The organism is Pseudomonas rhodesiae (assembly GCF_007858255.1).
Classification (GTDB): domain Bacteria; phylum Pseudomonadota; class Gammaproteobacteria; order Pseudomonadales; family Pseudomonadaceae; genus Aquipseudomonas; species Aquipseudomonas rhodesiae.
In genome coordinates this window covers 1-26,151 of the sequence record NZ_VFEU01000044.1, presented here as the reverse complement: position 1 = coordinate 26,151, position 26,151 = coordinate 1, and the positions used below count along the sequence as shown (strand labels likewise).

The 26,151-nt window shown below is 61.6% G+C and carries 20 protein-coding genes, 1 rRNA gene and 1 pseudogene; 14 read left to right on the top strand and 8 right to left on the bottom strand.

Going from position 1 to position 26,151, the window contains the following annotated elements:
- Window positions 1–120 precede the first annotated feature (120 nt).
- The 13 genes and pseudogenes from FIV35_RS28590 to FIV35_RS28530 all read left to right on the top strand — a co-directional run.
- Window positions 121–1,845 (top strand): annotated as a pseudogene (locus FIV35_RS28590) (TonB-dependent siderophore receptor); the annotation flags it as partial.
- A gap of 416 nt (window positions 1,846–2,261) precedes the next feature.
- Window positions 2,262–3,701 (top strand): undecaprenyl-phosphate glucose phosphotransferase, encoded by a 1,440-nt coding sequence (locus FIV35_RS28585; RefSeq protein WP_034137684.1) that lies wholly within the window; start codon window positions 2,262–2,264, stop codon window positions 3,699–3,701.
- Window positions 3,701–5,161, top strand: coding sequence for a mannose-1-phosphate guanylyltransferase/mannose-6-phosphate isomerase (locus FIV35_RS28580; RefSeq protein ID WP_034137683.1), 1,461 nt, complete (start codon window positions 3,701–3,703; stop codon window positions 5,159–5,161). The genes FIV35_RS28585 and FIV35_RS28580 overlap by 1 nt, the downstream gene beginning before the upstream one ends.
- A 1-nt stretch (window position 5,162) precedes the next feature.
- On the top strand, window positions 5,163–6,074 hold the full coding sequence (locus tag FIV35_RS28575; protein ID WP_034137682.1) for a glycosyltransferase family 2 protein: 912 nt from the start codon (window positions 5,163–5,165) through the stop codon (window positions 6,072–6,074).
- Between the two features lie 29 nt (window positions 6,075–6,103).
- The gene (locus FIV35_RS28570) at window positions 6,104–6,880 is read left to right on the top strand and encodes a polysaccharide biosynthesis/export family protein (protein WP_034137681.1); all 777 of its coding nucleotides are present in this window, start codon (window positions 6,104–6,106) and stop codon (window positions 6,878–6,880) included.
- A gap of 15 nt (window positions 6,881–6,895) precedes the next feature.
- Window positions 6,896–8,887, top strand: a complete 1,992-nt coding sequence (locus FIV35_RS28565) for a GumC family protein (protein ID WP_034137680.1) — start codon at window positions 6,896–6,898, stop codon at window positions 8,885–8,887.
- Window positions 8,887–10,077 (top strand): glycosyltransferase, encoded by a 1,191-nt coding sequence (locus tag FIV35_RS28560; RefSeq protein WP_034137679.1) that lies wholly within the window; start codon window positions 8,887–8,889, stop codon window positions 10,075–10,077. The genes FIV35_RS28565 and FIV35_RS28560 overlap by 1 nt, the downstream gene beginning before the upstream one ends.
- Window positions 10,067–11,395 (top strand): GH39 family glycosyl hydrolase, encoded by a 1,329-nt coding sequence (locus FIV35_RS28555; RefSeq protein ID WP_034137678.1) that lies wholly within the window; start codon window positions 10,067–10,069, stop codon window positions 11,393–11,395. The genes FIV35_RS28560 and FIV35_RS28555 overlap by 11 nt, the downstream gene beginning before the upstream one ends.
- A gap of 8 nt (window positions 11,396–11,403) precedes the next feature.
- Window positions 11,404–12,621: a glycosyltransferase family 4 protein gene (locus FIV35_RS28550; protein WP_034137677.1), complete on the top strand. Its 1,218-nt coding sequence runs from the start codon at window positions 11,404–11,406 to the stop codon at window positions 12,619–12,621.
- A complete protein-coding gene (locus FIV35_RS28545; RefSeq protein ID WP_034137676.1) occupies window positions 12,612–13,715 on the top strand; it encodes a glycosyltransferase family 4 protein in 1,104 nt (367 codons plus the stop codon). Before FIV35_RS28550 ends, FIV35_RS28545 begins: the two co-directional genes overlap by 10 nt.
- Before the next feature lie 2 nt (window positions 13,716–13,717).
- On the top strand, window positions 13,718–15,145 hold the full coding sequence (locus FIV35_RS28540) for an O-antigen ligase family protein (protein ID WP_034137675.1): 1,428 nt from the start codon (window positions 13,718–13,720) through the stop codon (window positions 15,143–15,145).
- Window positions 15,145–16,554, top strand: a complete 1,410-nt coding sequence (locus tag FIV35_RS28535; protein ID WP_034137674.1) for a lipid II flippase MurJ — start codon at window positions 15,145–15,147, stop codon at window positions 16,552–16,554. The genes FIV35_RS28540 and FIV35_RS28535 overlap by 1 nt, the downstream gene beginning before the upstream one ends.
- 30 nt (window positions 16,555–16,584) lie before the next feature.
- Entirely contained in the window at window positions 16,585–17,619 is a 1,035-nt protein-coding gene (locus tag FIV35_RS28530; RefSeq protein ID WP_034137673.1) for an acyltransferase family protein, read from the top strand.
- A 33-nt stretch (window positions 17,620–17,652) separates the two neighbouring features.
- Here FIV35_RS28530 and FIV35_RS28525 read toward each other — a convergent pair whose 3' ends face one another.
- From FIV35_RS28525 to FIV35_RS28500, 6 genes are all read right to left on the bottom strand, one after another.
- Window positions 17,653–18,234, bottom strand: a complete 582-nt coding sequence (locus tag FIV35_RS28525) for a DUF4174 domain-containing protein (protein ID WP_034137672.1) — start codon at window positions 18,232–18,234, stop codon at window positions 17,653–17,655.
- Window positions 18,235–18,398: 164 nt separating this feature from the next.
- Window positions 18,399–19,031, bottom strand: a complete 633-nt coding sequence (locus tag FIV35_RS28520; RefSeq protein ID WP_034137735.1) for a glutathione S-transferase family protein — start codon at window positions 19,029–19,031, stop codon at window positions 18,399–18,401.
- A 66-nt stretch (window positions 19,032–19,097) separates the two neighbouring features.
- The gene (locus tag FIV35_RS28515) at window positions 19,098–21,455 is read right to left on the bottom strand and encodes a DNA polymerase II (RefSeq protein WP_034137671.1); all 2,358 of its coding nucleotides are present in this window, start codon (window positions 21,453–21,455) and stop codon (window positions 19,098–19,100) included.
- An 88-nt stretch (window positions 21,456–21,543) separates the two neighbouring features.
- The gene (locus FIV35_RS28510; protein ID WP_034096802.1) at window positions 21,544–21,858 is read right to left on the bottom strand and encodes a protealysin inhibitor emfourin; all 315 of its coding nucleotides are present in this window, start codon (window positions 21,856–21,858) and stop codon (window positions 21,544–21,546) included.
- Window positions 21,833–22,909 carry a M4 family metallopeptidase gene (locus FIV35_RS28505; protein ID WP_034137670.1) on the bottom strand — a complete coding sequence of 359 codons (1,077 nt, stop codon included), beginning with the start codon at window positions 22,907–22,909 and terminating at the stop codon, window positions 21,833–21,835. Before FIV35_RS28505 ends, FIV35_RS28510 begins: the two co-directional genes overlap by 26 nt.
- 48 nt (window positions 22,910–22,957) lie before the next feature.
- Entirely contained in the window at window positions 22,958–23,410 is a 453-nt protein-coding gene (locus FIV35_RS28500) for an SRPBCC family protein (RefSeq protein ID WP_034137669.1), read from the bottom strand.
- A gap of 97 nt (window positions 23,411–23,507) precedes the next feature.
- On the opposite strand from FIV35_RS28500, the gene FIV35_RS28495 reads away from it, so the two are divergent.
- Window positions 23,508–23,903, top strand: a complete 396-nt coding sequence (locus tag FIV35_RS28495) for a GFA family protein (protein WP_034137668.1) — start codon at window positions 23,508–23,510, stop codon at window positions 23,901–23,903.
- 1 nt (window position 23,904) lies between these two features.
- On the opposite strand, the gene mrdA is transcribed toward FIV35_RS28495, so the two are convergent.
- Both mrdA and rrf read right to left on the bottom strand, forming a co-directional pair.
- A complete protein-coding gene (gene mrdA, locus FIV35_RS28490) occupies window positions 23,905–25,797 on the bottom strand; it encodes a penicillin-binding protein 2 (protein WP_034137667.1) in 1,893 nt (630 codons plus the stop codon).
- 278 nt (window positions 25,798–26,075) lie between these two features.
- A 5S ribosomal RNA gene (rrf, locus tag FIV35_RS30430) occupies window positions 26,076–26,151 on the bottom strand; the annotation flags it as partial.

The following is a 26,151-nucleotide window of genomic DNA, read 5'->3' as shown; positions in this document are numbered from 1 at the left end:
TGGGGTCCGGGTGGCGAAAACGTAAGAAATACTCGTCGAATTGATTGTTTTTTGATCATTTGGCGAGTTTAAAAGTTGCGCTAGGTGGTATGCCGGGGAAATACATGGCTACTTCAGACCATCCTTAAGGGCGCCGGTACCGCCAGCGGTGCGGTGAACTTCGTGCGCAAGCGGCCGCAGGCCAAGCCCACGACCAGCCTATCGCTGTCTGCCGGGACCTGGGACGACTACCGCGCAGAGGTCGATACCACCGGCCCGCTGAACGACAGCGGTACGGTGCGCGGTCGAGCCGCGATCAGCCAGCGCGACCGTGGTTCCTATATGGACATTTCCAAGCGCCAGGACCAAGCCTTCTACGGCGCGCTGGACATCGACCTCAGCCCCGTCACCACCCTGGGCGTCGGCGCCAGCTATGAAGAGGTGGACGCCACGCCATGCTGGGGCGGCCTGCCTCGCTACGCCGACGGCAAAAGTGCCAACCTCAGCCGATCCACCTGCCTGGGCCAATCCTGGAACGACTGGCAGAGCCGACGGAGCACATTCTTCGCTGACCTCAGTCATCAGTTCAACGACGATTGGAAACTCAAGATTTCGGCGGTACACAGCCGCAACCTCCAAGACACCAAATACGCTGCCAGCGAAGGCACCATTGCTTATGACAACCCGGCGCCAACGGCGAACTCCTATGCCGCACTGATGGACTACGACCACAAGGACTTCGGCCTTGATGCCTATGTCGACGGCAAATTCCAAGCCTTCGGCCTGGAACACGAGCTGATACTCGGCGCCAACGGCAGCCGTGGCACCCAGGACGACGTGTATGCCATCCAAAACCTGCCGAGTCGCCAGAGCATCTACCAACCCGACCATCACTTTCCCGAACCGGCCAACAGCACCTTTTGGCCGAACATGTACCGTGGCGGCACGGTCAAGGAAACCGCGATCCAATACGGCACCTACGCCACCTTGCGCCTGCGCCTGACCGAGCCGCTGATGCTGATCCTGGGCAGCCGCGTGAGCTGGTACGAAAACCGTCGCCAGTCCAACAATCTGGCGTGGGGAGAATGGGCCGTGCAGGACGCACGCACTCAGGAAAATGGCGAGGTCACACCGTTCGCCGCGTTGATCTACGACCTCAACGAGCACCTCTCGGTGTATGCCAGCTATGCCGACGTCTTCCAGCCACAAAGCTCGTACGCCACCGCAGACGGCGCCGCGCTCAAGCCGAAAATCGGTGAGAACTACGAGTTGGGCATCAAGGGCGAATGGTTCGACGGGCGACTCAACAGCTCCCTGGCGCTATTTCGCGCCATCGAAAAAAACGGCGCGCAAACCGACTACCTCAGCTTCTGCGCGACCTCCTCCGATGGCTATTGCTACACCGACGCCGGCAAAGTCCGCGCCCAGGGCGTCGAGGCCGAAATCAGCGGTGAAGTGCTCGATCGTCTGCAAGTGTTCGGGGGCTATACGTATACCCAGACCAAGTCCCTGAATGACATCGACACCGCCAAGGAAGGTGGGGCGTCCAATACCTATGTACCCCGTCACATGCTGCGTCTGTGGGGTGACTACGCCCTCGACGGCGCGCTGTCGAAATGGAGCATGGGCGCCGGAGTCAATGCCCAGAGCAGCAATTACCGCGTACAGACCATCAAGCTGGAGCAGGCCGGTTACGCAACGTGGAACGCACGCGTGGCCTACCGCGTGGACGACACCTGGACGGTAGCACTCAACGGCAACAACCTGTTCGATAAGACCTACTACAACACGGTGGGCACTGCCTCCTGGGGCAATTTTTATGGGGAGCCGCGTAATTTTACGGTCAGTCTGAAAGGTAACTTCTGAACCCTCCCCGCCCGGTGGCAGGGCCTCCAGTGGGTCCTGCCTGACCTTTTGTCCCCCTTTCCTACCTCCCTTCGAAAAAGGTTTTTTTGCATTGAGCAGGAAAAATCTCATATTTATTCCTACACTCAAAAGCATATTCAAAGGCGATAGTCTCGAACAAGGAAGGTCAATAAAATGCCGAAAGCTCCAGCGCTTAACCCTTCTAACAAGCCATTCCGCAGCATCGTCAACTCGTTGACTAATCCTTAAAGGAAACGCTCCTTAGTTTTAGCCCCGCGTATTCAATTCAATTGGATTGATCCTTTTGAATTGAATAGTTGCGTATTACCCAGCGTGCCGTTGTTCAACTCAGCGCCAATGCAGCTTGCTGCTTAAACGCCGAAACGACACGCCTGGAGTGCAATGAGGGATGTTTTATGCGACAGAAGTCGTCCGTCGACAGCCTGTTTTTAACGCGCGCCGGTTTTGTTGAATTCTTTGTTGTTTTCGTCAAATTGATCCACGGTCTGTCGGCTATTTTGCCACCGTTGGTGCTGGTGTTTTTCCTGGACCCGATGGCCCCGGAGATGCGCACGCACTTCCTTGGCCTGCTGGTGTTCTTTGCGGCGTTGACCATCATTTTGTTCCAGGCGCTGGGCATCTACTCCGAAGAATTGTTCAGCAACCGCATGCGTCTGAAAACCAAGATCAAGGCGTGGTCGGCGGCGTTTTGCATCCTGTTGTTCATGTACCAGATTCTGCAGATGTTCCCGCAGTTGACCCCGCGCAACCTGGTGGCGTGGTACATCGCCAGCCTCGGTCTGTTCTGCCTGGAACGCCTGCTGATGCTGCGCCTGTACCGCAGCCTGATGCGCCAGGGCAAATACCTGCAACGTACAGTGATTCTGGGCTTTACCGACACCGCCGTGCATGTGGCCGAGCACCTGCAGCGCAACGGCGATATTCGCTCCGGCTTGGTGGGCTTTATCGATGACCGCACCGAGCGCATCCCCAAGGAACTGAGCAACCTGCCGCTGCTGGGCAACACTCGCGACCTGGAAAAGCTGATCCGCGCCGAGCAGGTCAACCAGGTGATGATCTGCCTGCCCTGGGCCGCCGAGCAACGTATCCACGGCCTGGTCAACCGCCTGCGGCAGATGTCGGTGAACGTGATGCTGGTGCCCGACATGGCCGCGTTGCGCTACGGTCACAGCCGCATCACCGACGTGGGCGGCATCCTGATGTTCAACACCTCGCAATTGCCCCTGCGCGGTTGGTCGCCGGTGATCAAGCGTTGCGAGGATGTGTTGTTGGCCAGCCTGGCGCTGGTGGCGCTGTCGCCGGTGATGCTGGTGACGGCGATTGCAATCAAGCTCGACTCCAAAGGCCCTGTGCTGTTCCGCCAGAACCGCTTCGGCTACAACGACAACGAGATCCGGGTATTCAAGTTCCGCTCGATGTACACCGACCAGAGCGACTTCACCGCCGAGCGTCAGACCACCCGCGAAGACCCGCGCATCACCCGTGTGGGGCGCATTATCCGCAAGACCAGCATCGACGAGCTGCCACAGCTGTTCAATGTGCTGCTGGGCAACATGTCCATGGTCGGCCCGCGCCCCCATGCCACGGCGACCAAGGCGGCGGGCATTCCCTTCGAAGTGGCGGTGAGCGAATACAGCTCCCGTCATCGGGTAAAACCGGGCATCACCGGCTGGGCGCAGATCAACGGTTACCGGGGGGAAACCGATACCCTGTTCAAAATCCAGAAACGTGTCGAGTACGACTTGGAATACATCTCCAAGTGGTCGGTGTGGTTTGACCTGTACATCGTTTTCATGACGGTCCCGGCCGTCCTGTCCACCAAGGAAGTGTATTGATGAATACCCTCAACGGATTAATCCCCTGCATCATTTCCGGTGGTTCGGGTACGCGGCTGTGGCCGGTGTCGCGACAAAACATGCCCAAGCCTTTCATGCGCATGCGTGACGGCCAGAGCCTGTTGCAGAAAACTTTCCAGCGCGCCGCCAAACTGCCCGGCGTGGAAAATGTGCTGACAGTGACCAACCGCGACCTGCTGTTTCGCACCCTCGATGACTACCGCAGCGTGAACAAAGCCCGCTTGCCCCTGGACCTGTTGCTGGAGCCGTTCGGGCGCAACACGGCGGCGGCCATCGCGGTGGCGGCGTTGCATGTGCAGGAGCATTTCGGCGATGCGGCGCAGTTACTGGTGATGCCAGCGGACCACCTGATACTGAATGAAGTCGCGTTCGCCGAAGCCGTGACTCAGGCCCGCGAACTGGCCGACGCCGGTTTCCTGGTGACCTTCGGTATCCAGCCCGACCACGCGGAAACCGGCTTTGGCTATATCGAGCAAGGCGAAGCGCTCACCCACGGCAACCGGGTCAAACGCTTCGTCGAGAAGCCCGATCAGGCCACCGCCCAGGCCTACCTCGACGGTGGCAAACACCTGTGGAACGCCGGCATGTTCTGCTTCAAGGCCAGCACCCTGGTGGATGAACTGGCCACCCATGCACCCGACGTGCTGCAAGCCGCACGCGCCGCGCTGGAACACAGCCAGAGCCTGCAGAACAGCGCCTCGCGCCAGCGTGAACTGGATGCGGAGGCGTTCGGCAAGGCGCCGGATATCTCCATCGACGTGGCGCTGATGGAGAGGTCCGCCCAGGTTGCCGTGATCCCCTGCGACATCGGCTGGAGCGATATCGGCTCATGGGAAGCGCTGCGCCAACTCACGCCCAACGATGCCCACGGCAACCAGGTTAACGGCGAAGCGATTTTGCATGACGTACACAACTGCTACATCGACTCGCCAAAACGCGTACTCGGCGCGGTCGGCGTGCGCGACTTGATCATTGTCGACACCCCCGACGCGCTGCTCATCGCCGACGCCCACCGCAGCCAGGATGTGCGTTACATCGTCGCCGAACTCAAGCGTCAAAATCACCCGGCGTACAGCCTGCACCGCACCGTCACGCGGCCATGGGGCACCTACACGGTGCTGGAGGAAAGCAGCCGCTTCAAGATCAAGCGCATCGTGGTCAAGCCACTGGCGTCGCTGTCGCTGCAGATGCATCACCATCGCAGCGAGCACTGGGTGGTGGTCAGCGGCGCGGCGCAGATCACCAACGGCGAACGGGAATTTCTGATCAACGCCAACGAATCCACGTACATCCCCGCCGGGCACAAACACCGGCTGACCAACCCCGGCATCATCGACCTGGTAATGATCGAGGTGCAGAGCGGCGAGTACCTGGGCGAGGACGACATCGTGCGCTTCGATGACATTTACGGCCGCGCCCCGGCCGACGCGAAAAAATGACATGCGTACCGCGCTGATCATCCCGACCCGCAACGCATCCAGCCACTTGGCGCGGTTACTGCCGGCCCTGGCGATGCAAACCTTGCAACCGGACGAGATGCTGGTGGTGGACAGCGCCTCCAGCGATGACACCGTGGCGCGCTTTCGCGCCTTCGGCGCACGGGTCGAAGTGATCGACGCGCGCACCTTCAATCACGGCGGCACCCGGCGCTGGGCCAGCGAACAAGTGGGCGGCGACGCACTGATCGTGATGACCCAGGATGCCATTCCCGCTGCCCCCGACACCTTCGCCAACCTGCTTGATGAGCTGCAGCAGGACCCGCTCAACGGCGTCGCCTATGGGCGCCAGTTACCGCACCCCGACGCCGGGATGCTGGGGGCGCAGTCGCGGCACTTCAACTACCCGCCCCACAGCCGCAGCAAAAGCCTGGTCGACGCGCCGGAGCTGGGGATCAAGACCTGCTTTAGCTCCGACTCGTTTGCCGTGTACCGACGCAGCGCGCTGCACGCCGTGGGTGGGTTCCCCGTCGATGTGATCGGCAGCGAAGACGCCTACGTCGCGGCGCGCCTGCTGCTCGATGGCTACAAGGTGCGCTACGCCGCCACGGCGCAGGTGCATCACTCCCACGATTACTCACTCATGGACGAGTTTCACCGCTACTTCGATATCGGCGTGTTCTACGGCCGCGAGCCGTGGATCCGCCAAGCCTTCGGCGACGCGGGCGGCGAAGGCAAGCGCTACGTGCTGGCGGAACTGGCTGCCTTGCGCAAGGCCGGCGCGCTGCACCGCGCGCCCGAGGTGCTGGTGCGCAGTGCATTCAAATGGCTGGGTTACCGGCTTGGCCACCTGGAGCGGCGCCTGCCGGTGTCCCTCAAGCGGCGCATCAGCATGTTTCCCGGGTATTGGAGGTGAGCATCATGACCCACAGGAAGTCCCCCTTGATGAAACGAACCCTGCTCGCCCTGGCCATGCTGGCCCTGGCCGCCTGCAATACACCGGCGCGTATCGAGGCGCCGGATGACAAAACCGTCGAGGACGGCAAGCGCGCCCTCGACCAACTGGCGCAGTTGCCGCCGGCGGTGGAACGCATCCGCATCGGCGACCAACTGCGCATCGTGCGCGACGCCGGCGAGATGCCCACCCTATCGGCGTTCAACGTCAGCACCATCTACGAGCTGACCCTGTACACGGTGCAAACCGACGGCAAGATCAACTATCCGTTTCTGGGCCCGATCCAGGTCGCCGGACGCCAGCCCTCGGAGCTGGCCACCGAGCTGACCCACAAACTCGCGCCCACCTACCGCGAGCCGCGCGTGACAGTAAATATCAACCAGGCGCCGGCCAACTCGGTGATTGTCGGCGGCGCGGTAAACAACCCGACGGCGGTGCAGATCGCTACGGCCAATACCCTGGAGCAAGCCATCGTCGGTGCGGGTGGGATCAACCCGGCGGGCGACGCCAGCATGGTCGCGTTGCTGCGCGAGGACGCCCAGGGTGCCTACCGCGCGTACTTTCTGGACTTCAGCCAATTGCTCAAAACCGGTCCCAACGGGCGCAAACCGGTGCGGCTACAACGTGGCGATGTGGTGTTCGTGCCCAAGTCCAATGTGGGTGAACGCATCCAGGGGGTGGATACCTACCTGAACCAATTGATTCCGTTCACCAAGTCCATTGGCGTCGGCTACAACTACACGCGCACCAGCGGCGGCAGCAATTAAAAGGAGCGACATCCCATGATCGAGATCCGTTCTTTCCGCGATCTTCTGCGCCTGTTCTTCATCTTCCGCCACGAGTTCAAACTGGCGGCCCTTGCCGCGCTGGTGATCATTTTGCTGGGGGCATTCCTGCTGCCGGCCAAGTACGAATCCACCGCGCGCCTGTTGGTCAAGCCGGGGCGTGACTCGACGCTGCCGATCGAGATCAGCAACCGCCAGGCGCTGGTCATGCCCAGCACCCAGCGCGACCCGATCGTCGACGAGGAGCGCCTGCTGACCGGGCGGCCGATCGTGCGCGCGGTGGCCGAGCACTACCTGGAAGTGATCAATAACGCACCGCCGCCGGAAGGCGCCTGGAAGCGCATCAAGTACTACGTCAAGAGCGCCATCGGCGCGGTGTTCGACGGCCTGCGCGTGGTGCTGGAAACCGTTGGCATCGTGGAAAAAACCACCCCGGTGGAACGCCTCGCCGCCAGCCTGGAAAAGAACTTTGACGTCAGCCATGCCGCCGGCTCCACGGTGATGGACATCACCTTCACCTGGGGCGATCCGCAGATTGCCCAGGAGGTGGTCAAGCACTGGGTCGAAACCTATATCAGCGAACGCACCCAGGCCCTGGGGCGCAAAAGCCTCTATGCCTTCTACGAGGGGCAGGTGTCCAACAGCGCCACCGAGATCAACAGCTACAAGCAGCAGATCCTTACGCACCTGAATCAAATCGGCGCGGCGAGCATCACCGATCGACTGGAGGATTTGTCCGAGCGCATCAATGTGCTGCGTGGCGAGGTGTTCAACACCACACGTCTGATCGCCTCGTCCGACAGCGCCATCGAGAGCACCCGCAACCAGCTCAAGAGCCAGCCCAAGGAAGTCACCACGGTGCGCCAGATCGCACTCAACCCGCAGCAGCAGGACCTGCGCCGCCTGCTCAACCAGAAGCTGCTGGAAAAGGCTGACATGATGCGCACCTACACTGACAACGCGCCGCCGGTCAAAGCCCTGGATGCGTCGATCAAAGCCATGCAGGCCCAGGTCGCCAGCGAGAGCAACACGGTGCAAAGCTCCGAGAACCGCGCGCCCAACACCCTGGAAATCCACTTGCAGCGGGTGCTGCTGGACGAGTCGAGCAACAATCGCGCCCTGCGCACCCAACTGACCCAGCAACAGAAGCAACTGGCCAACCTTGAAGGCCAACGCAAGCAAGCCCTGGAGATTGAACCGGAACTGACCCGCCTGGCCCGCGAGCTGAGCGCCACCGAGCGTAACTACGCGCTGTACGTCGACAACCTGGAGAAATCGCGCATCGACCGTGAGCTGGACAACAGCCAGATCAGCAATATCGCGGTGATCGAAGAAGCCACCCTCAACCCTGGGCGGATCTTCCCCAAAACCCTGGTGATGCTGGTGCTGGCGGTTCCGTTCGCCATCGTTGTCGGCCTGTTGGTGGTGTACCTGTGCTACCTGCTGGATCAGCGCATCCACGACGGTGGATTGGTGGAACGCAAGTTCGGCCTGCCGCTGTGGACCACCCTGCCGGAACTGGATACCAGCACCGCGCAAGGCACCAACGCGTTCAATGCGAGCATCTACCGGCTCTACAGCCTGTTGCGCCCGGACCGCATCGCCGAACAGGGTCTGACGTTGGGCCTGACCTCGGCGCGACATGGCGAAGGGGTGACCTTTGTGGTCGAACAATTGCGCCAGCTACTCGATGAAAACGGCATCAACGTACGGGTCGGCGGCGCTGAGCCGGCGGCGCCGGGCGAAGTGGTGCTGCTGGACGCCTCGGCCCTGCTGGACAACCGCGATGCGTTTATCGCGCTGCGCCGCGCCGACCTGATCGCTCTGGTGGTGGAAGCCCAGAAGAGCACGGTGCCGGTGGTCGAGCATGCGCTATCGATCCTCAACACTGCGTTCGGCAAAGTCGACGGCATCATCATCAACCGGCGCAAGTTCGAAGTGCCGTCCAAAGTACTCAAGACCATCGCCAAATACCGGGGAGCGTTCTGATGCGTATCGCCCTGCTCGCGCCGCTGCCGCCGGAGAAAAATGGCATCGCCGACTACGCGAACCATTTCCGCACGGCACTCCAAGCGCGTGGCGTGACGGTGCTGACCCCGCTGGCGGGCGTGGCGGGCAACAGCGATGCAATCAGGTCGGCCATCAGCGCCTTTGATTGGCACACCGTGGACCTGGTCCACGCCGAGCTGGGCGGCGGACGCCTGGGGGAATTCCTGGCCTTGCGTGAACTGCGCAAGGCCTACCCGCGATTGCCCCTGACCGCCACCGTACACGACCCGGAGCGCATGGTCTGGCGACGCGAGCGTCTGCCATTTCCGTTGAATCTGGTGGAGCGCCTGCCCAGCCCGATGCCTCAGGCGGCCGTGGTGCTGACCGATCCCTTGACCCTGCGCGAAGAACGTCAGGTGGCCCAAAGCCTGACGCGTCTGGTTACCCTTACGCGCCTGGGCGCGGGGTGCCTGAGCCAGCGCATGCAATTGCCCGCCGGCAAAGTGGCGGTGATCAACCATGCCAACCTGGCCATCGACCCGGTTGCACTGCCGCCGCTGGAGCCCCTGCGCCTGCTGTACTTTGGGTTTATCTACCGCGGCAAGGGCATCGAAGACCTGGTTCAGGCGCTGGCGGACGTATTCAAACAAGACCCGCAGTTGCGCGAACGGGTGCGCCTGACACTGGCCGGCGGCACCGCGCCGGAGATGGCTTTCGGCGCGGGCGGCAACTACCTGGAACAGCTCAACGCTCAGATCGTCGCACTGGGCCTGGCCGATGCCGTCGACTGGCAACTGAACCTGCCGGCTGAGCAGATCGCTCAGACCATCCAAGATCACCATGTAATGGTGTTGCCTTATCGCGAGTCGAAAAAACTCGGCCTGCTGGGGCGCCAGCGTGGCACCAGTGGTGCGCTGTCCTGGGCCGCCGCCTGCGGGCGCGGCGCGATCACTTCCGATGCCCGCGCCTTTGCCGAGGAAGTGGCCAGCGGCAACGGGGCGATCTATCCCGAGGGCGATGTGGCCGCGCTGAGCGAGCAGCTTCTGAGGCTGGCACGTCAACCGCTGCTGGCCCGGGACTGGGCCGAACGCGCCGGGGAAATCGGACGCCAGCGTTTGTGGCCTCTGACTGCGGAAAAATTCGTCGAACTGTTCGGTCAAGCCATCGCAGGAGCCCGCCATGGCGCGTAAACGCACGTACCTCGCCAGCCTGGCCATCGTTGCAGCCTTGAGCCTGACGGCGTTTTTCTGGGGCCGTCCGGCGGATGCCGAAAGCCATGTGCTCAAGGCCGGCAAGCCGGTGGTGTGGAAGGATTTTCTCGGGGTGAACGCGCAGTTCCTATGGTTCAGCCCCGAGCGCTATCAAAAGCAGATCGACCGACTCAAGGCGCTCGGTCTGGAGTGGGTGCGCCTGGACTTGCACTGGGACCAACTGGAGCCCGTCGAGGGGCAATACCGGGTGGCGACCCTGGATCAGTTGGTGCAGAAGCTGCAAGACAACCAACTCAAGTCGGTGTTCTATCTGGTCGGGTCCGCGCCCTTCGCAACCACCGCACCGGTCGGCGCGCCCTATCAGGACCAGTACCCGCCCAAAGACCCGAACGTATTCGCCAACCGCATGCTGTTGCTGTCCCAGCGCTACCCCAGCGTTAACGCCTGGCAAGTGTGGAACGAGCCGAACCTGCTGGGCTTCTGGCGCCCGGTGGCCGACCCGGCCGGGTATGCCAGGCTGCTGACGATCACCGCCACGGCGCTGCGCACGGTCAACCCGAGCAAACCGGTGGTGGCCGCCGGCATGGCGTTCTTCGGCGAGATGCCCAACGGCCAGTCCATGCTCGACGCCCTCGGCGCGCTGGGCGTGGCCAGCCTGAACACGGTCATTTCGTACCACCCGTACACCCAGTTGCCCGAAGGCAACGACACGGCCAACCTGGACTTTGTCGCCAAGACCACCCAGCTCAACCAGACCCTGCGCAACAGTGGTGTCCAGACCTTGTGGAGTACCGAGTGGGGCTGGTCGACGTACAAAGGGCCCAAGGACGCGCAGGACCTTATCTCTGCGCAAACTCAGGCCGATTACGTGGTGCGGCGCCTGGCCCTGATGAGCGCGCTGGACTACGACAGGATTTTCCTGTTCACCCTCAGCGACCTCGACCAACGCGCCAGCGTGCGCGATCAGTCCTACGGCTTGCTGGACATCGACGCCAACCCCAAGCCGGTCTACACCGCGCTGAAAAACTTCCTTGACGTCAGCGGGCCCACGCTCACTCCCGCCGACCCGCCCAACGCCGACCGCCTGCCCGACGGCCTGTTCAGCATCGGCTGGACCCGCGCGGACGGGCGCAAGCTATGGTTCTTCTGGTCGGCCAAGGGCGGTAACGCGCACTTGCCCGGTTTGGCCCGCGCCACCCTGTATGACCCGTTGCGCGGCACGCAAACCCCGGTCAGCGGCACACAAGGGCTGACCGTAGCGGTCAAACCGAACCTGCAAATTCTGTTATGGGACTAGAAACGGCCATGCGCATTTTATGGATCCTGCCCTACTCGCCCTGGCCAGCCACCAGCGGCGGCAAGACGCGCCAGTTCCACCTGCTGCGCAGCCTGGCCGCGCGCGGGCATCGGATCACCTTGCTGCTGCACGACAAACACCCGGTGGCGCCCGCCGACCGCCAAATGCTGGAGACGTTTCTCGAACAGGTGATCATTCTGCCGCGCCGCCCGCTGCGCAGCCTCAAGACCTTGGTGGCCGGATTGTTCGCGCCCTACCCGTTGCTGGCCAGCGTCAACGGCTTGTCGGGGCCGCTGCAAAAGCGCTTCGAGCAATTGCTGAAAGAGCCGTGGGACGTGGTGCAGATCGAGCATTCCTATACCTTTGAGCCCTACGAGCAGACGTTGGCTCGACTGTCCCAGCCTTTTGTGCTGACCGAACACAATGTGGAATCGGCCCTCGGCGCCGCGACCTACCACCGTCTGCCGCGCTGGTCGCTGCCCTTCATCCGCTACGACCAATGGCGCTATCAGCGTTGGGAGCAGCGGGTGATGCGCCAGGCCGCCCAAGTGGTGGCCGTTACCCCCAGCGATGCCCAGGTGCTGGAAGGCATCGCCGGCAAACCGGTGGCGGTAGTGGTCAATGGTGTGGACTGCGGCCACTTTGCTGGCGCCCATCCCGACCCTTCGACCCAGCGCGTGTTGTTCCTGGGCAACTACGAATATGCGCCGAATGTGGATGCCATCGAGTGGGCGCTGGACGAGATTCTGCCCAAGGTCTGGGAGCGTTGCCCCGAGGCGCGCATGAGCGTGTGCGGCTTCGGCATGCCTGGCAGTTGGCGCGCGCGCTGGCCGGACTCGCGCATCGAATGGCAAGGCTTTGTGCCGAACCTGCTGCACCTGCAATCGAGCTGTTCGGTGTTCCTCGCGCCGCTGCGCCACGGTGGCGGTTCTAAGCTCAAGGTACTCGAAGCCCTGGCCGCCGGCCTGCCCTTGGCGAGCACCGAGCAAGGTGTGTCGGGGCTGGATTTGGTGGAAGGTCTGGACTACCTCGGCGGGCAAAGCGCGGCCGGCCTGGCGGATGCGGTGGTGCGCCTGCTGCAGCACCCGGAGGCCGCCGCCGCGATGGGCGACGCCGGCCGCGCCTATGTACGCCGCGCCCATGATTGGAGCGTTGCCGCCAGCCAGCTGGAGCGTGTCTATGCCACGCTGTTGCCGCACCCGCACGAGGCACCCGCATGCGTATAGGCCTGGATTACCGCACCGTTGGTACATCGCCGCAATCGGGCATCAGCCGCCAGGTGTATGCGCTGGAAAGCGCACTGTACAGCCTGCCGGGCCTCGAACTCGAACGGTTCACCGTGGCGCCCCTGGGCGACGAAGCGCGCTTGCAGGCCCACTGCCCGGCCTGGGGCTGCGCAAAAACCGCCATGCACCAGCCACACAATCGCCTGCGCTTCGAAGCCGGTTTTCTGCCGAGGGCGCTACGCGAGCAGCACATCGACCTGTATATCAGCACGTTCAATATGGGCCTGCCGCTGCCGCCCAAACCACCGGGTTTGCGTACCGTGGTGCTGCTGCATGACCTGTTCCAGATCACCCTGCAGAACTACCACGCCAACCGCCTCAAGGCGCTGATCTACAAGACCAGCGATCGCCTGTCGATCACCTATGCGGTGCATAGCGCCGATCGGGTGTGGACCCCCTCGCAATATAGCGCCGACGAAACCGCGCGGCTGTTTCCCAAGGCTACGGGCAAGATCCGCGTGCTGCCCAATCAGGTCGACGGGTTTTCCACGCTGGCCGCCGACCTCACGGCGCGCCAGTTGCCCGCGCGCTATTGGTTGCTGGTTGGCACCCGCGAGCTGCGCAAAAACGTGCCATTTTTGGTGGACGCATGGCAGCAGGCGCGACGCCAATCACCCGCAGTGCCGGAACTGGTGCTGGTGGGCAGCCTCGATCATTTGCCCGAGGCCCAGCGTAGCCTGCCCGGCATTAGAGCCTTGAGCGGCGTGTCGGATGGCGAGCTGCACGCGCTGTACCGCCACGCCTTACGCCTATGGCAACCCTCATACGCCGAGGGCTTCGGCCTGCCGGTGATCGAAGCGCTGAGCGTCGGCACGCCGGTGGCGGTGGCCAGCGGTACCTCGCTGGATGAAATCACGCCGCCGACCGCACCGCGTTTCTCCCCCTCCGACGGCCCGGCGCTGGTGCAGTTGATGCTCAGCCTGAGCCAACGGCCCGCTGAGGATTCAGCGGAGCAACGCCGCCTGTGGGCCGAGCGCTTCAATCACCAGGCCTATCGCCAGCGCTTGGCCGACCTGATTGAGGAACTGAAGTGAGAGTGAATCTGGCAAGCCTCGTCGCGATCCTTTTCGGCCTGCTGTTTGGTGCCCTGGCCTTGTTGCTGTCACCGGCCAAGGCATTCCTGGCGGTGATCGGCCTGGCGGGCATGGTGACCATTTTGCGCTTCCCGTTATGGGGCTTGCTGCTGTTTGCGGGGCTGGCGACGTTCATGCCGTACTCCACCGTCAATCTGGGCATCCGCAGTACGGTCAGCGAAGCGATCCTGGCCCTGACCTGGGGCGCGATCCTGTGGCACAGCTTGCTGGCGCGCCTGCCCGCCACGCCGAGCCTCGCGTCGCGGCCGACCGACCAGATGCTGCTGTGGCTGATGCTGTTCAGCGTGTTTCCGTTTATCGTCGGCCAGGTCACCATCCAGGCCGACACCAGTGGCGTAGCCAATTGGCTGCGCTGGTTGCTGAACCTGTCGGGGGTATTTCTCGCCGCCAAACTGCTGGTGCAGCGCAAACACCGCGAAGCCTTGGTGATCGCTCTGCTGCTGGGCACCCTGGCGATGTTGCTACTGTCCATCGCCGTGTTCGTGCGCACCCGCTCCGGTGCCGGCATTGCGCCGATCCTGGCGATGTTCAACTACGCCAACTTCGACATGCTCAAGTTCGGGCTGGAAGCCATGTCGTCGCGTATGGGTTCGCCCTGGACCCACCCGAATGCCATCGGCGGGATCATGGCCTTGCTGTTGCCGCTGGCATTCTGCTTCGGCATGACCGAACAAGGCTGGAAACGCGCCCTCGGCCTGGGCGTGGCGTGCCTCGGCGCGGCGGCGCTGCTGCTGGCCAGCAGCCGTGGCGCGATGGTCAGCCTGGCGTTGGTTTTGATCTGGATGGCCACGCGGCGAGTGCCGTACACCGGGCGCCTGCTGATGATCGGCGCCGCGCTGACAGTAGCGCTGGTGCTGGCCTATCCGCCGTTGCAGGATCGCCTGGCAACCATCTTTTCGTCGAGCAATGCCAGTACGGAGGTACGCTTCGACGAGTACCGCATGTTCCCGCAGGCGGTGGCGGCGTATCCCCTGGGTATCGGGTTCAAGGCCGACCCACCGGTGCCCGGTTCGCACCTGCTGGGGATCTCCAACCTATGGCTCAATTACATCTACAAGATCGGTCTGGTGGGCATGCTGCTGTTCGTCGCGGTGACCGTGCGCTGGTGGCGTGAAGCGCGCCCGGACAAAGGCCCGATCCGCCTGACCAAGGACAATGCCCTGTGGCTGGGCAGCACGGCCGGGATCCTGGCGGCGCTGGTCAGCGGCTTGTTCGATCACTACTTCAGTTTTGCGGTGGTGATGGTGGCGCTGTTCTGGCTGATGGTGGGGATCAATGTACTGGAGGCGCGGCGGCTGTTTCCGGCGCGCGTGCCGCAGGTCAAGCGTGTGGCTTACGGCAAGCCGCTGCTTGATGGCGCCCACTCCTGATGCTCGGCTCCGCCGCATGGCTGACCGTGGCGACCCTCTTGGGCTTGTGCCTGGGGTTTGCGCGCGAATGGCTGCTGGTGGCGGCGTGGGGCGCCGGCGAACGTAGCGATGCGTTCCTGATCGCGTTGTTCCTGCCCGAAGCGTTGCGCATGTCCCTGGCCGGGGGCGTGCTGAGTGCCGCCGCCCTGCCACTGTTCCTGGCGCGCAAAGACGGCGAGCGAGCGGATTGGCTGGCGGTGTTGTTTCCGGCCTTGCTGCTGATTGCACTGCTGACCAGTCTGCTGCTGACGCTGTTGGCGCCGTGGCTGGTGCAAATACTGGGGCCAGGGCTGGCCGCCGGTGCCGCCGCCCTGGCTGGCAATAATTTGCAGATCGTTGCCTGGTGCGTGCCGGGGTTGCTGCTGCACGCCTTGTTCAGTATCCCGTTGCAAGCCAACGAACGCTTTGTGCTGGCGGGCCTGGGGTCGTTGCTGTTCAACCTGCCGCCGGTGGCCTACCTCGCTCTCGCGGGCAGCGCCACGCAGCCGCAGTCGTTGGCCTTGGCGTGCCTGGTCGGCAGCCTGTTGATGCCGCTGGCGTTGTTGCCATCGATCTGGCGTCAGGGCTGGCGCCCATGGCGCTGGCAACTGAGGCTTGCGCCTTTACGCGAACTGGGCCAGCGCATCGGCCCGCTGTTGCTGAGCAACGGCGCCAGCCAGGGCCTGGCCTTGATCGAACGCCTGGTGGCATCGCTGCTGGGGGAAGGCGCGGTGACCTGGGTGAACCTGGCGCGCAAGCTGATGAACCTGCCGCTGATTGCACTGATGAGCCTCAACCAGGTGCTGCTGGGCATGATGAGCCGGCGTCAGGGCGATGAGCGCCTGGCCTTGCTCAAGCGCGGCCTGGAGACCGCCAGCGTGCTGACCCTGCCCGCCGGCGTCGGCCTGGTGGCTGCCGCGCCGAGCCTGGTGACGCTGCTGCTGCCCAAGCATGCGATGGATTCGCCACTGCCGCTGCTGCTGGCTTGGTTTGCCGTGCCGCTAGTGTTCGGCGCCTGGAACGCCTTGCTCGCACGCTACGCCTACGCTGCCGGCGACACACGCCAGCCGCTGCGCTGCGAGCTGCTGGGCAGCCTGGTCAATGTGCTGTTGCTGGGCGCCCTGCCCTTCGTGTTTGGCCTGGCGGGCATCCCCTTGGCCGCACTGGCCGGGGTGATCTGCACCGCGCTGCTGCTGATGCAGCGCCAGGGCTTGCTCGGCGCCGTACCGTGGATGCGCCACTGGCTGCTCAGCGCATTGGCACTGGGCCTGGGGGCCCTGGTGCTGTTCCCGGTGCAGGGCGTGTGGCTGCAGTTGGGGCTAAGCACACTGGCCGGCGCCGTGGTGTTGATGGGCATGGGACTGTGGCTCAAGCCGTGGCGTAAAGCGTGAGATTGGGCTTGATCGAATGGGAGCATTGAGGTGAAACATCGCTGGATTCAAATGGACATCGCCAAAGGCATCGGCATCCTGGTGATCGTGTATGCCCACAGTTGGTTCGTCGCCACCTCGCCCGATCTGCTGTATCCGGTCCTGGCGTCGTTTGTGCTGCCATTGTTTTTCTTTCTGTCCGGGGTGCTTTTCAAGCCGGAACAGCCGTTTGTGGAGATGGCGCTGCGCAAGGCCGATGGTCTGCTCAAACCGTTTTTCTTCACCATGCTGGTGTATGTGATCGTGCGCGATGTACTGCGCGGCCAACCGTTACTGCCGGATATCGGCGGCGTGCTGTATGCCACGGTGGGCACAATCCCGTGGCAGGCGCTGTGGTTTTTGCCGCACTTCTGGGTGGCGATTCTGTTCAGTTGGGTGCTGCTGCGGCTGATTCAACGTTTACCGCTGGCGGTGAGTTGCGCGGCGATGATCGTACCGCTGCTGCTGGGCATCTGGATGCTGCCGTGGTTCTGGCAACTGCCGGTGACGCTCGGCGAGCACACGTGGGTGCTGCCCGGCTTACCCTTCAGCCTCGACATCACGCTGATCAGCAGCGCCTGTTTCGTGTATGGCTACCTGTTGCGCGACTGGCTGCGTACCCACGCCGGTTCATGGCTGACGCTGCTGGTGTCGGTGGTGCTGTTCGCCGCGGTGTTCCTCTACAGCCACGCCACCATGGACCTGGCGCAACGTCGCTACGACCACTGGCTGTGGACCAGCCTGCTGGCGCTGATCGGCGTGTACCTGTGCTGGGCTTTGGCGAAGGTGATCATGGTGTCGCCCCTGCTCACGCGGGCGATGACCTACATCGGTCAGTCCACATTGATCCTGCTGATCTTCCATGGCGAGATCCAGCACAAGACGGTCGACCTGCTGGTGCGCCTGGGGCTGCATGAATTCGTCGCGGCGTGTATCGGGTTTGGGGTGGCGGTGATCGCGCCGTTGTTGATTGGGGAGGTGATCAAGCGCGTGGCGTTCCTGCGGTTCTTCTATTTTCCGTTTCCGCTGCGCAAACAGCGGGCATAGCGGTTGGAGCGAGCACGCTCGCTCCTGCCGACATCAATCATCCAATGGTTGCACCGCGGGTTTGCTACCGGGTTTAGCAGGCTTGGCGCCCTTGGCCGGAGCCGGGGCAGGCGCCGCAGGTTGGGGTTCAGGAGCCGCCGCGGCTTCTTTTTCCGCCATGGGCATCTGATCGATGGTGCTGAAGAATTCCTTGAGGTCGAGGGTGTCCGGCGGCACGGTCTTTTCGAGCTTCTTCTCACCGTCCTTGCCCACCAGAATCACTTTGGTGCCGCTGCCGGCACCGAGCTTGAGGGCGCGGATCAATGCGTTGGTTTCCGGCGGGGTGAGTTTCTTGTTGTCTTTCGGGTCTTTGGCGAACTTCTCACCTTCAGCTCCGATACTGCCGAACTTGACGGTGTAGAACACCATGCTGCGTTCTTCAAAGGACTGCTTGATAGCCGGCTCGTCCAACTCTTTCTTGAGTTTGGCCAACGTATCGTTACCGGAATCAAGCTCCACCACCACCAGCGGCCGGGCCTTGCCCAAATCCTGCTTGAGCGGGTTGATATCCTCAGCCGCCAACAGCGGCCCCGTAAACGCCATCAAGGTAGCCAGGGTCAGCGACCGGATGAGCATGCGCACCTCCTTTGAATTCCATGCAGGGTTCTTGAGTTTCATGTCTGCGACAGTCAAATTCAAGGATGATTCCTACGGCACTTTGAGAAAGAGTAGGTCAGGACGCCCGTGACGCAAGGGGTTGAGCGGGGTCGCAGGGATTGTTTCGCCTGATTGCAGAATCATCACGACACCGTCCATTGCGGCCAATGCCGGGCGAACACGGGCGCCACGCCAGGGTCGGCATCCACACGCGCCAGGGTGTGCGCAAAGCCTGGCGCCACGGCGCTCAACGCCTCCCGCGCCGCGTCCCAGCGCGACACCGCCGCCGCCATGATGCCCAGAGCATTGGGCTCACCGTTGTCGGCAAACAACTGCTCGGCAAACTGTTCGGCGAATACCACCCAGGCTTGATGCAGATAACGGCGTGTGCCACAGACCAGTTGCGCTTGCACCGCCTCCGGCGCCTCGCCCAACCAGCGCTGCGGGTAATCGATGATGCCGATCGCCGAGTAGCAATTGGCCGCGATATAAACCAGGCCCCGGATGATCTGCGCGCGGTCGCCGCTCAGCAGGTGCGCGTCGGGGAATGCCAGGCCGAGGTGAATCAGGATGGCGGCGCTCTCCGTCAGTACCTGACCATCGGGCATCACCAGCGTCGGGATCTGTTTAAGCGGGTTGATACGCGCCAGGGCCTCGCTGCCTTCGCCGTCGTGCCAGGAGCTGGCGTCCACCCGACGCCACGGTACTGCACAACGCTGCAAGGCGATTTCGATCATGCATGAGCCGGATTCGTCGGTGCCGTAGAGCGTATACATCATGGCCTCTCCTTAATGGCGATGAGCCCCAAGCGTGCACACGCCCGACCGTGCATCGCAAGTGTTTTAGAACAGCCCCAGCTGCCCGCCGACCAACGTGCTGAAATCATCATTTACGAACGGCAGAATCGCGTCGGCCACCGGCTGCAATTGGCGGGTGACATAGTGATCGTAGTCAATCGGCGCCTGGCGCACTTCCAGCGGTTCAGGCCCGTTGACGCTGATCACATAGCTGATCCAGCCGCCACGCTGGTACTGGCGCGGCCTACCCAGGCGGTCGTTGTAATCGTCTGCCAAACGCGCCGCTCGCACATGGGGCGGGACGTTGCGTTCGTAATCGTCCAGGCGGCGGCGCAGGCGTTTACGGTAGACCAGCAACTCGTCGAGTTCGCCGTTCAAGGTTCGACGCACATAATCGCGGATGTACGCTTGGTGCGGCCTGCGGTCAAAGATGAGGCGGTAAAGCTCTTGCTGGAACTGTCGCGCCAGGGGCGACCAGTCACTGCGCACGGTCTCAAGGCCCTTGTAGATCATCTCTTCGTGACCATCGCTGCGCACGACCAGGCCGGCGTAGCGCTTCTTGCTGCCCTCCTCCGCGCCGCGAATGGTAGGCATCAGAAAGCGCGTGAAGTGGGTTTCGTATTGCAACTCCAGGGCGCTCTGCAAACCGAACTCGGTGCTCAGGTGCTCGCGCCACCAATCGTTGACATGCGTGACCAGCGCTTGGCCGATGCGGCTGGCATCCTCCTGGGAATGCGCACGGCCGAGCCACACGAAGGTGGAGTCGGTGTCGCCGTAGATCACCTCATAGCCCTGGGCCTCAACCAATTGGCGGGTCTGGCGCATGATCTGGTGACCGCGCAGGGTGATCGAGGAGGCCAGACGCGTGTCGAAGAACCGACAGCCGCTGGAGCCGAGCACGCCATAGAAGGCGTTCATGATGATTTTCAGGGCCTGGGACAGCGGTGCGTTGTGTTCGCGCTTGGCCGCTTCACGCCCTTCGGCCACGCGCGCGACAATCGACGGCAGACAATGGCGCGTGCGGGAAAACCGAGCACCGCGAAAACCTTCCACCGATTCGCGGTCATCGGGGTGTTTGAGGCCTTCGATCAGGCCCACGGGGTCGATCAGGAAACTGCGAATGATCGACGGGTACAGGCTTTTGTAATCCAGCACCAGCACCGACTCGTAGAGGCCGGGGCGTGAGTCCATGACGAAACCGCCAGGGCTGGCCTGGGGCGGCTTATCGCCCAGGTTCGGCGCGACGAAGCCTGCGCGGTGCATCAGCGGCATGTAGAGGTGGGTAAACGCGGCGACGGAGCCGCCGCTGCGGTCAGCCGGTAGCCCGGTGACACTGGCGCGCTCCAGCAGGAACTTGAGCAGTTCGGTCTTCTCGAAAATCCGCGTGACCAGCTCGCAGTCCTTGAGGTTGTAGCGCGCCAGGGCGGGCTTGTCCTCGGCGAACATGCGGTTGATTTCGTCCATGCGCTGGTACGGCGTAGAAATATCCTTGCCTTCGCCCAGCAAGGTCTGCGCAACGTGTTCCAGACTGAAGGATTCGAAACTCCAGGTCGCTGAGCGCAGTGCTTCGATGCCGTCGATGATCAAACGCCCCGGCGCTGCCGCAAAGTAATGATTGCGACTGCCATGCTCACGCCAGCTCATGGCCTCTTCACCGCGCCCGAGCAGCAAGGGCACATTGAGGCGCTGGGCGTGCTCATGGAGCACCCGCAGGTCGAACTGCACCACGTTCCAGCCGATGATGGCGTCGGGGTCATGGACGGCCAGCCACTCATTGAGACGTTCGAGCAACTGAGCGCGGCTGTCGCAATAGTCGAGCTTGAAGTCCACGGCGCCGCTGCTGTTGGGCGGCCCGAGCATATACACCTGGCGCTCGCCGCAGCCTTCCAGGGCAATGGAATACAGGTCGCCCTGGGCGGTGGTCTCGATATCCAGGGACACCAGCCTGAGCGGCGGGCGGTAGTCCGGCGCGGGTTTCATCTGGGCGTCCGACAGCACGCCCGTGGCCTGCGGCGTACCACCGAACCACACGGGCGCAGTGATGAAACGCTCCATCATGTAGCGCTCAGGAGGCCGTACGTCGCCCTCGTACACATCAACGCCCGCGGCACGCAAGCGTTTTTCCAGGTCCATCAACTGGCGATGCTGGCGGGTATACAGACCGAGGACGGGGCGGTGATGGAAGTCACACAGCTGCAGCGGGCGCAACTCGACATCGCGCTCCCCCTTGAGCAGCCAATCCAACGGCTTGCGATGGGCTTCAGGGATAAACATCACGGAGGTCTGCACGGGTAGACGGATATACCGTGGCCCTTGGTCGGTGGCCAGCCAGAAGCTGACCTCCGTGCCCGCCGGGGTATCGCGCCAATGCCGGGTCAGGACAAAACCCTGCTGTAAATCCACCGTACCGCACCTCAGAAATCGCTTTGAGCCGGTGATTCTACGCGGCGCGAGCTTCAGGGCGAAAAGTAATACTCACGCAGAACAGGTATTACACCTGGCCTTTGTCCCATAAACGCTTCAGCTCTTCCGAGGCCTGGTCTTCCGGTACCGTAAAACGCAGTTGATCATCACGATTGTCCGAGCGATAGCGAACTTCAATCTGATAGAAGCGCTGATCGCCCCGGCCTACGTCCGTCGACGTTTGCGGCAGGCAACGGTTCAGCACATTGCAGATTTGCTCACGCTCGTCGACATTGCACTGAGCAAATTCGATTTCACGCGGCCGGGTCATAGTTGTCACCTGGCCGCCCTGACGGGACAGGCGCACGGTGGCGTCGTTACCCAAGGCCGGAAGTTCTTTCATTGGGTGATTCTCCTGCTAGACCGACGCCAACCTCCTCCCAGGCTTTACGCACAGCATCAGCCGCTTCAGTGCCGAAACGTTGGTGGGCATGTTGTACGGTCAGAGTAGCAAAGGCCTGAAAGTTAGCGTCGTTGTCCAAGTTTTTGTCGCAGAGGGTGTCATACCAGATTTGGCCAGCCCGCTCCCAGGCCGAACCGCCAAGTGCTATGGCGACCAGGTAGAACGCGCGATTGGGAATACCGGAGTTGAGGTGCACACCGCCATTGTCGTCTTGGGTATTGATGAAATCGTCCATGTGCGCAGGCTGCGGATCTTTACCGAGCACAGGATCATCATAGGCGGTGCCAGGGTGGGACATCGAGCGCAGGCCTTTACCTTTGACCTTGTCGGTCAGCAGGTCGGCGCCGATCAGCCAGTCGGCCTGCTCTGCGGTTTGCTTCAGGACGTACTGACGCGTAAGCACACCGAACACATCGGAAATCGACTCGTTGAGTGCACCGGATTGATTGCGATAGACCAGGCCCGCTTCGCTTTCGATGACACCGTGGGTGAGTTCGTGCGCCACCACGTCGAGCGAGCGCGTAAACCGCTGGAACACCTCGCCATCGCCGTCGCCAAACACCATTTGCGCACCATTCCAGAACGCATTCTCATAGCCCTCTCCGTAGTGCGCGGTGCCGGCCAACGCAAAGCCCCGGTTGTCGATAGAGTCTCGACCATAGACCTGCCAGAAAAAGTCATGGGTGGCACCCAAGGCATCGTACGCCTCATCTACGGCGACATCGCCGCTGGCACGCTGACCTTCGACCCGAACCAGCGCGCCCGGCAGCACGGTCAAGTGTTGAGCATCGTAAATATTGCGCTGCAGTTGACCGGGCTGATGGGCCTCGGCCACGGACGCCTGGGACTGGCGAGCGGTCGCGGGCAAAAACTGACGGACGTGCGTCAGGGTTTTCAATGCGCGCGAACGCTGCCATTCCGAGCCATGATCAATCAGGCGATTAAGAATGTAGGGCGGCATGAATCCGAGGTAATGACGTTGGCCAGACATGGCACTCTCCTTGTCAGACAGTTTCCGATGGTAAATACACATTGGGCATCATTTGAGGAAGTTCTCGATGTTGCCCATTTGCTCGTCCCAGCCTCGGGAATTCATCTTGAACGCCTTCTGGCGACGGGCATCGGGAATTTCGTTGAAACCTGACTCAACCACCCGCAGAAGAATACCGGGCGCATGGTCCTCGATAGTGAACTCCACCAGGGTCGGGTTTTCCTTGTCATAGTCGATCGTGTCGTCGACCGCGAATGGATGCCAACGGAACGAGAACAGGGTCTGGGGCAGTATGCGTTCGATCCTGGCCTTCCAGATCACATGCTCATAACCGGGGTAAGTGATCGGCGCCTCAACGGTCTCCCCCTCGGCAAAAGCCTTGCCCTTGAGAGCAATGCCAAACCATTGGCCGAATTGCTCGGCATCTGTCAGCGCATCCCAGACTTTTTTACGTGAAGCGTTGAGCAGGATTTTTCGCTCGATGCGATCTAATACGTGCATAAGTCACCTCCTCCATTGACCGTAGGTGACATCAAACAATGCGCAACCTGGAGTTGTAAGCAATGATGATGACCCGTCCATGACCTGACCCTACCTTATGACTGACCCACTCAACGGAAGTTGCTTTTGTAAAGCGGTGCGCTATCAAGTTTGCCGCCTGGACATGCCTGTCAGCCACTGCGACAGCTGCCGCAAGGTGCATGCGGCACCGTTTGTTACCACCGCCGGGGTGATGCGTGAGCACTTTCGCTGGATGCAAGGGGAAGAACTGCTGGCCTCCTTCGAGTCTTCGCCGGGCAAGTTCAGGCATTTCTGCTCACGCTGCGGCTCTCATTTGATCGCAGAGCGAGAACACCAGCCCCATGTCATTGTGCGAGTGGCGACGCTGGACGATGATCCCGGCGTCCGGCCAACCTCGCACATCTGGACCGCCCAGGCTAAACCATGGCTGGTCTACGAGGGCGTAGAGAGCTGGAATGAATGGAAACCATGACTCAAACGTGAGGATCTCCAGGCGCTTTAGCAGGTGTCGCATATTGCGGTTTAAGGTGTCCTTCTTGGTCGAGTAACCAAGCATCCATGATCTGCCGCACCACAGGCCCTGCCACACGGCCTCCGGCCTCGCCGTTTTCGATCATGACCGAAATAACAATTTTTGGATGCTCGGCCGGGGCAAAGCCGACAAACAAGGCGTTATCACGATGACGCTCCCGCGTTTTCTCGCGGTTGTAGCGCTCACCCTGTTTGATCGCCACAACCTGCGCGGTACCACTCTTGCCAGCGATTCGATACTGCGCACCTTGCGCGGCCGCCCGCGCGATGCCGCGTGGGTCGTGCATAACCAGTTGCATACCATGGTTAACCTGCTCCCATTCGCGCGGGTCCTTAAGGACCACGTTGGGCATGGGGTTTTCGTCTACTGGCGGCACACCATTGATGGTCTTGGCCAAGTGTGGTCGGTTCCATACGCCCTTATTGGCGATCAAAGCGGTAGCCTGAGCCAGTTGCAACGGGGTGACTTGCATATAGCCCTGGCCGATGCCGAGGATCACCGTCTCACCGGGGAACCACGGCTGGCGTCGTGTAGCACGCTTCCAAGCCTGGGATGGCATCAGCCCGGCTGATTCTTCGAACATATCCAGGGACACTTTCTGGCCCAGGCCGAATTCAGCCAGGTAGTCATGCAGGCGATCGATCCCCAGCTTATGGGCCAAGTCGTAAAAGTAGGTGTCATTGGAACGCATGATGGCCGTGTCCATATCCACCCAACCGTCGCCACTATGGTTCCAGTTGCGGTATTTGTGGTCAAAGTCCGGTAGCTGGTAGTAACCAGGGTCGAACACGCGGGTTTGGGCAGTGACGACACCGCTGTCGAGGCCGGCAATGGCCACCTCGGGCTTGATGGTTGAGCCTGGCGCATACAGGCCCCGAAGGACACGGTTGAACAGAGGCCGGTCGATAGAGTCGTGCAGTGCGGCATATTCCTTGAAACTGATGCCGGTGACGAAGAGGTTCGGATCGAAACTTGGCTTGCTGACCATGGCCAGTACTTCGCCGGTTTGCGGATCGAGAGCAACCACCGAACCACGGCGATCCCCCAAGGCTTGCTCTGCTGCTTCCTGAAGTTTGACGTCAAGGCTCAGGACAATATTTTTTCCAGGGACCGGGTCGGTGTGCTTGAGTACGCGAAGCACCCGGCCCTGAGCATTCGTCTCAACCTCTTCGTAACCCACATGACCATGCAGCTCGGACTCGTAGAAGCGCTCGATCCCAGTTTTACCGATCGACTGGGTGCCACGGTATTCCACCGAGTCGATGACTTTCGACTCCTTCTCGTTGATCCGTCCTACGTAACCAATCGAATGAGCAAAATGCGGACCCAGAGGGTAATGCCGAACGAATTGGGGTTCTACATCAACTCCGGGCAGGCGGAACTCATTCACAGCCAGCACTGCGATCTGTTCCTCGGTGAGTTCGTAAAATAAGGTCACAGGAACAAATGGGTGGCGTGCCTGCTTGAGAGCCTTGTCGAACAATCCACGATCTTCGGTAGGCAAATGCAGCAAATCGATGATCGTGTCCAGCTCACCTTTAAGGTCTGTGGTGCGCTCGCGGGTGATCGTCAGGTTATAGCTGGGGCGGTTGTCGGCAAGCACTACACCGTTGCGGTCATAGATCAGCCCACGGGTGGGAGTGATAGGCAGGACGTGGACGCGATTGTTTTCGGAGATCGTAGAGTGATAGTCAAACTGCACCACCTGCAAAAAATACATACGGCCCACCAGGGCACAGGTAATGCCAATGACCAACAGCGCACAGGCAAGCAGGCGTTTGTTGACCAGGCGATTCTCTTTCTCGTGGTCCTTGATCGGTATCACTTCAGGCATTTCTACAGCATCTCTTTGAAAAAGATCGTTGCCGCGTCCTGCGAATGAAGATAAGTCCCTTTGAAAATGAGCTGCACCTTACCAAAAATGCAGAGACGCTTTGCATCGATTTCTTCAACGGTACGCAATGGTGTTTTGTCACGAGACAATCAGTTCCTCATGACGTTGTAGCGGAGCTATATATCGACGGCGAAGGAAAGGAAAAAAGCTCTACAACGCTTTTTTACCGCGCAAAACAAAACCCCAACTGCTTTCGCAATTGGGGTTTCGGAATTTAATCTTGACGATGACCTACTCTCACATGGGGAAACCCCACACTACCATCGGCGATGCATCGTTTCACTGCTGAGTTCG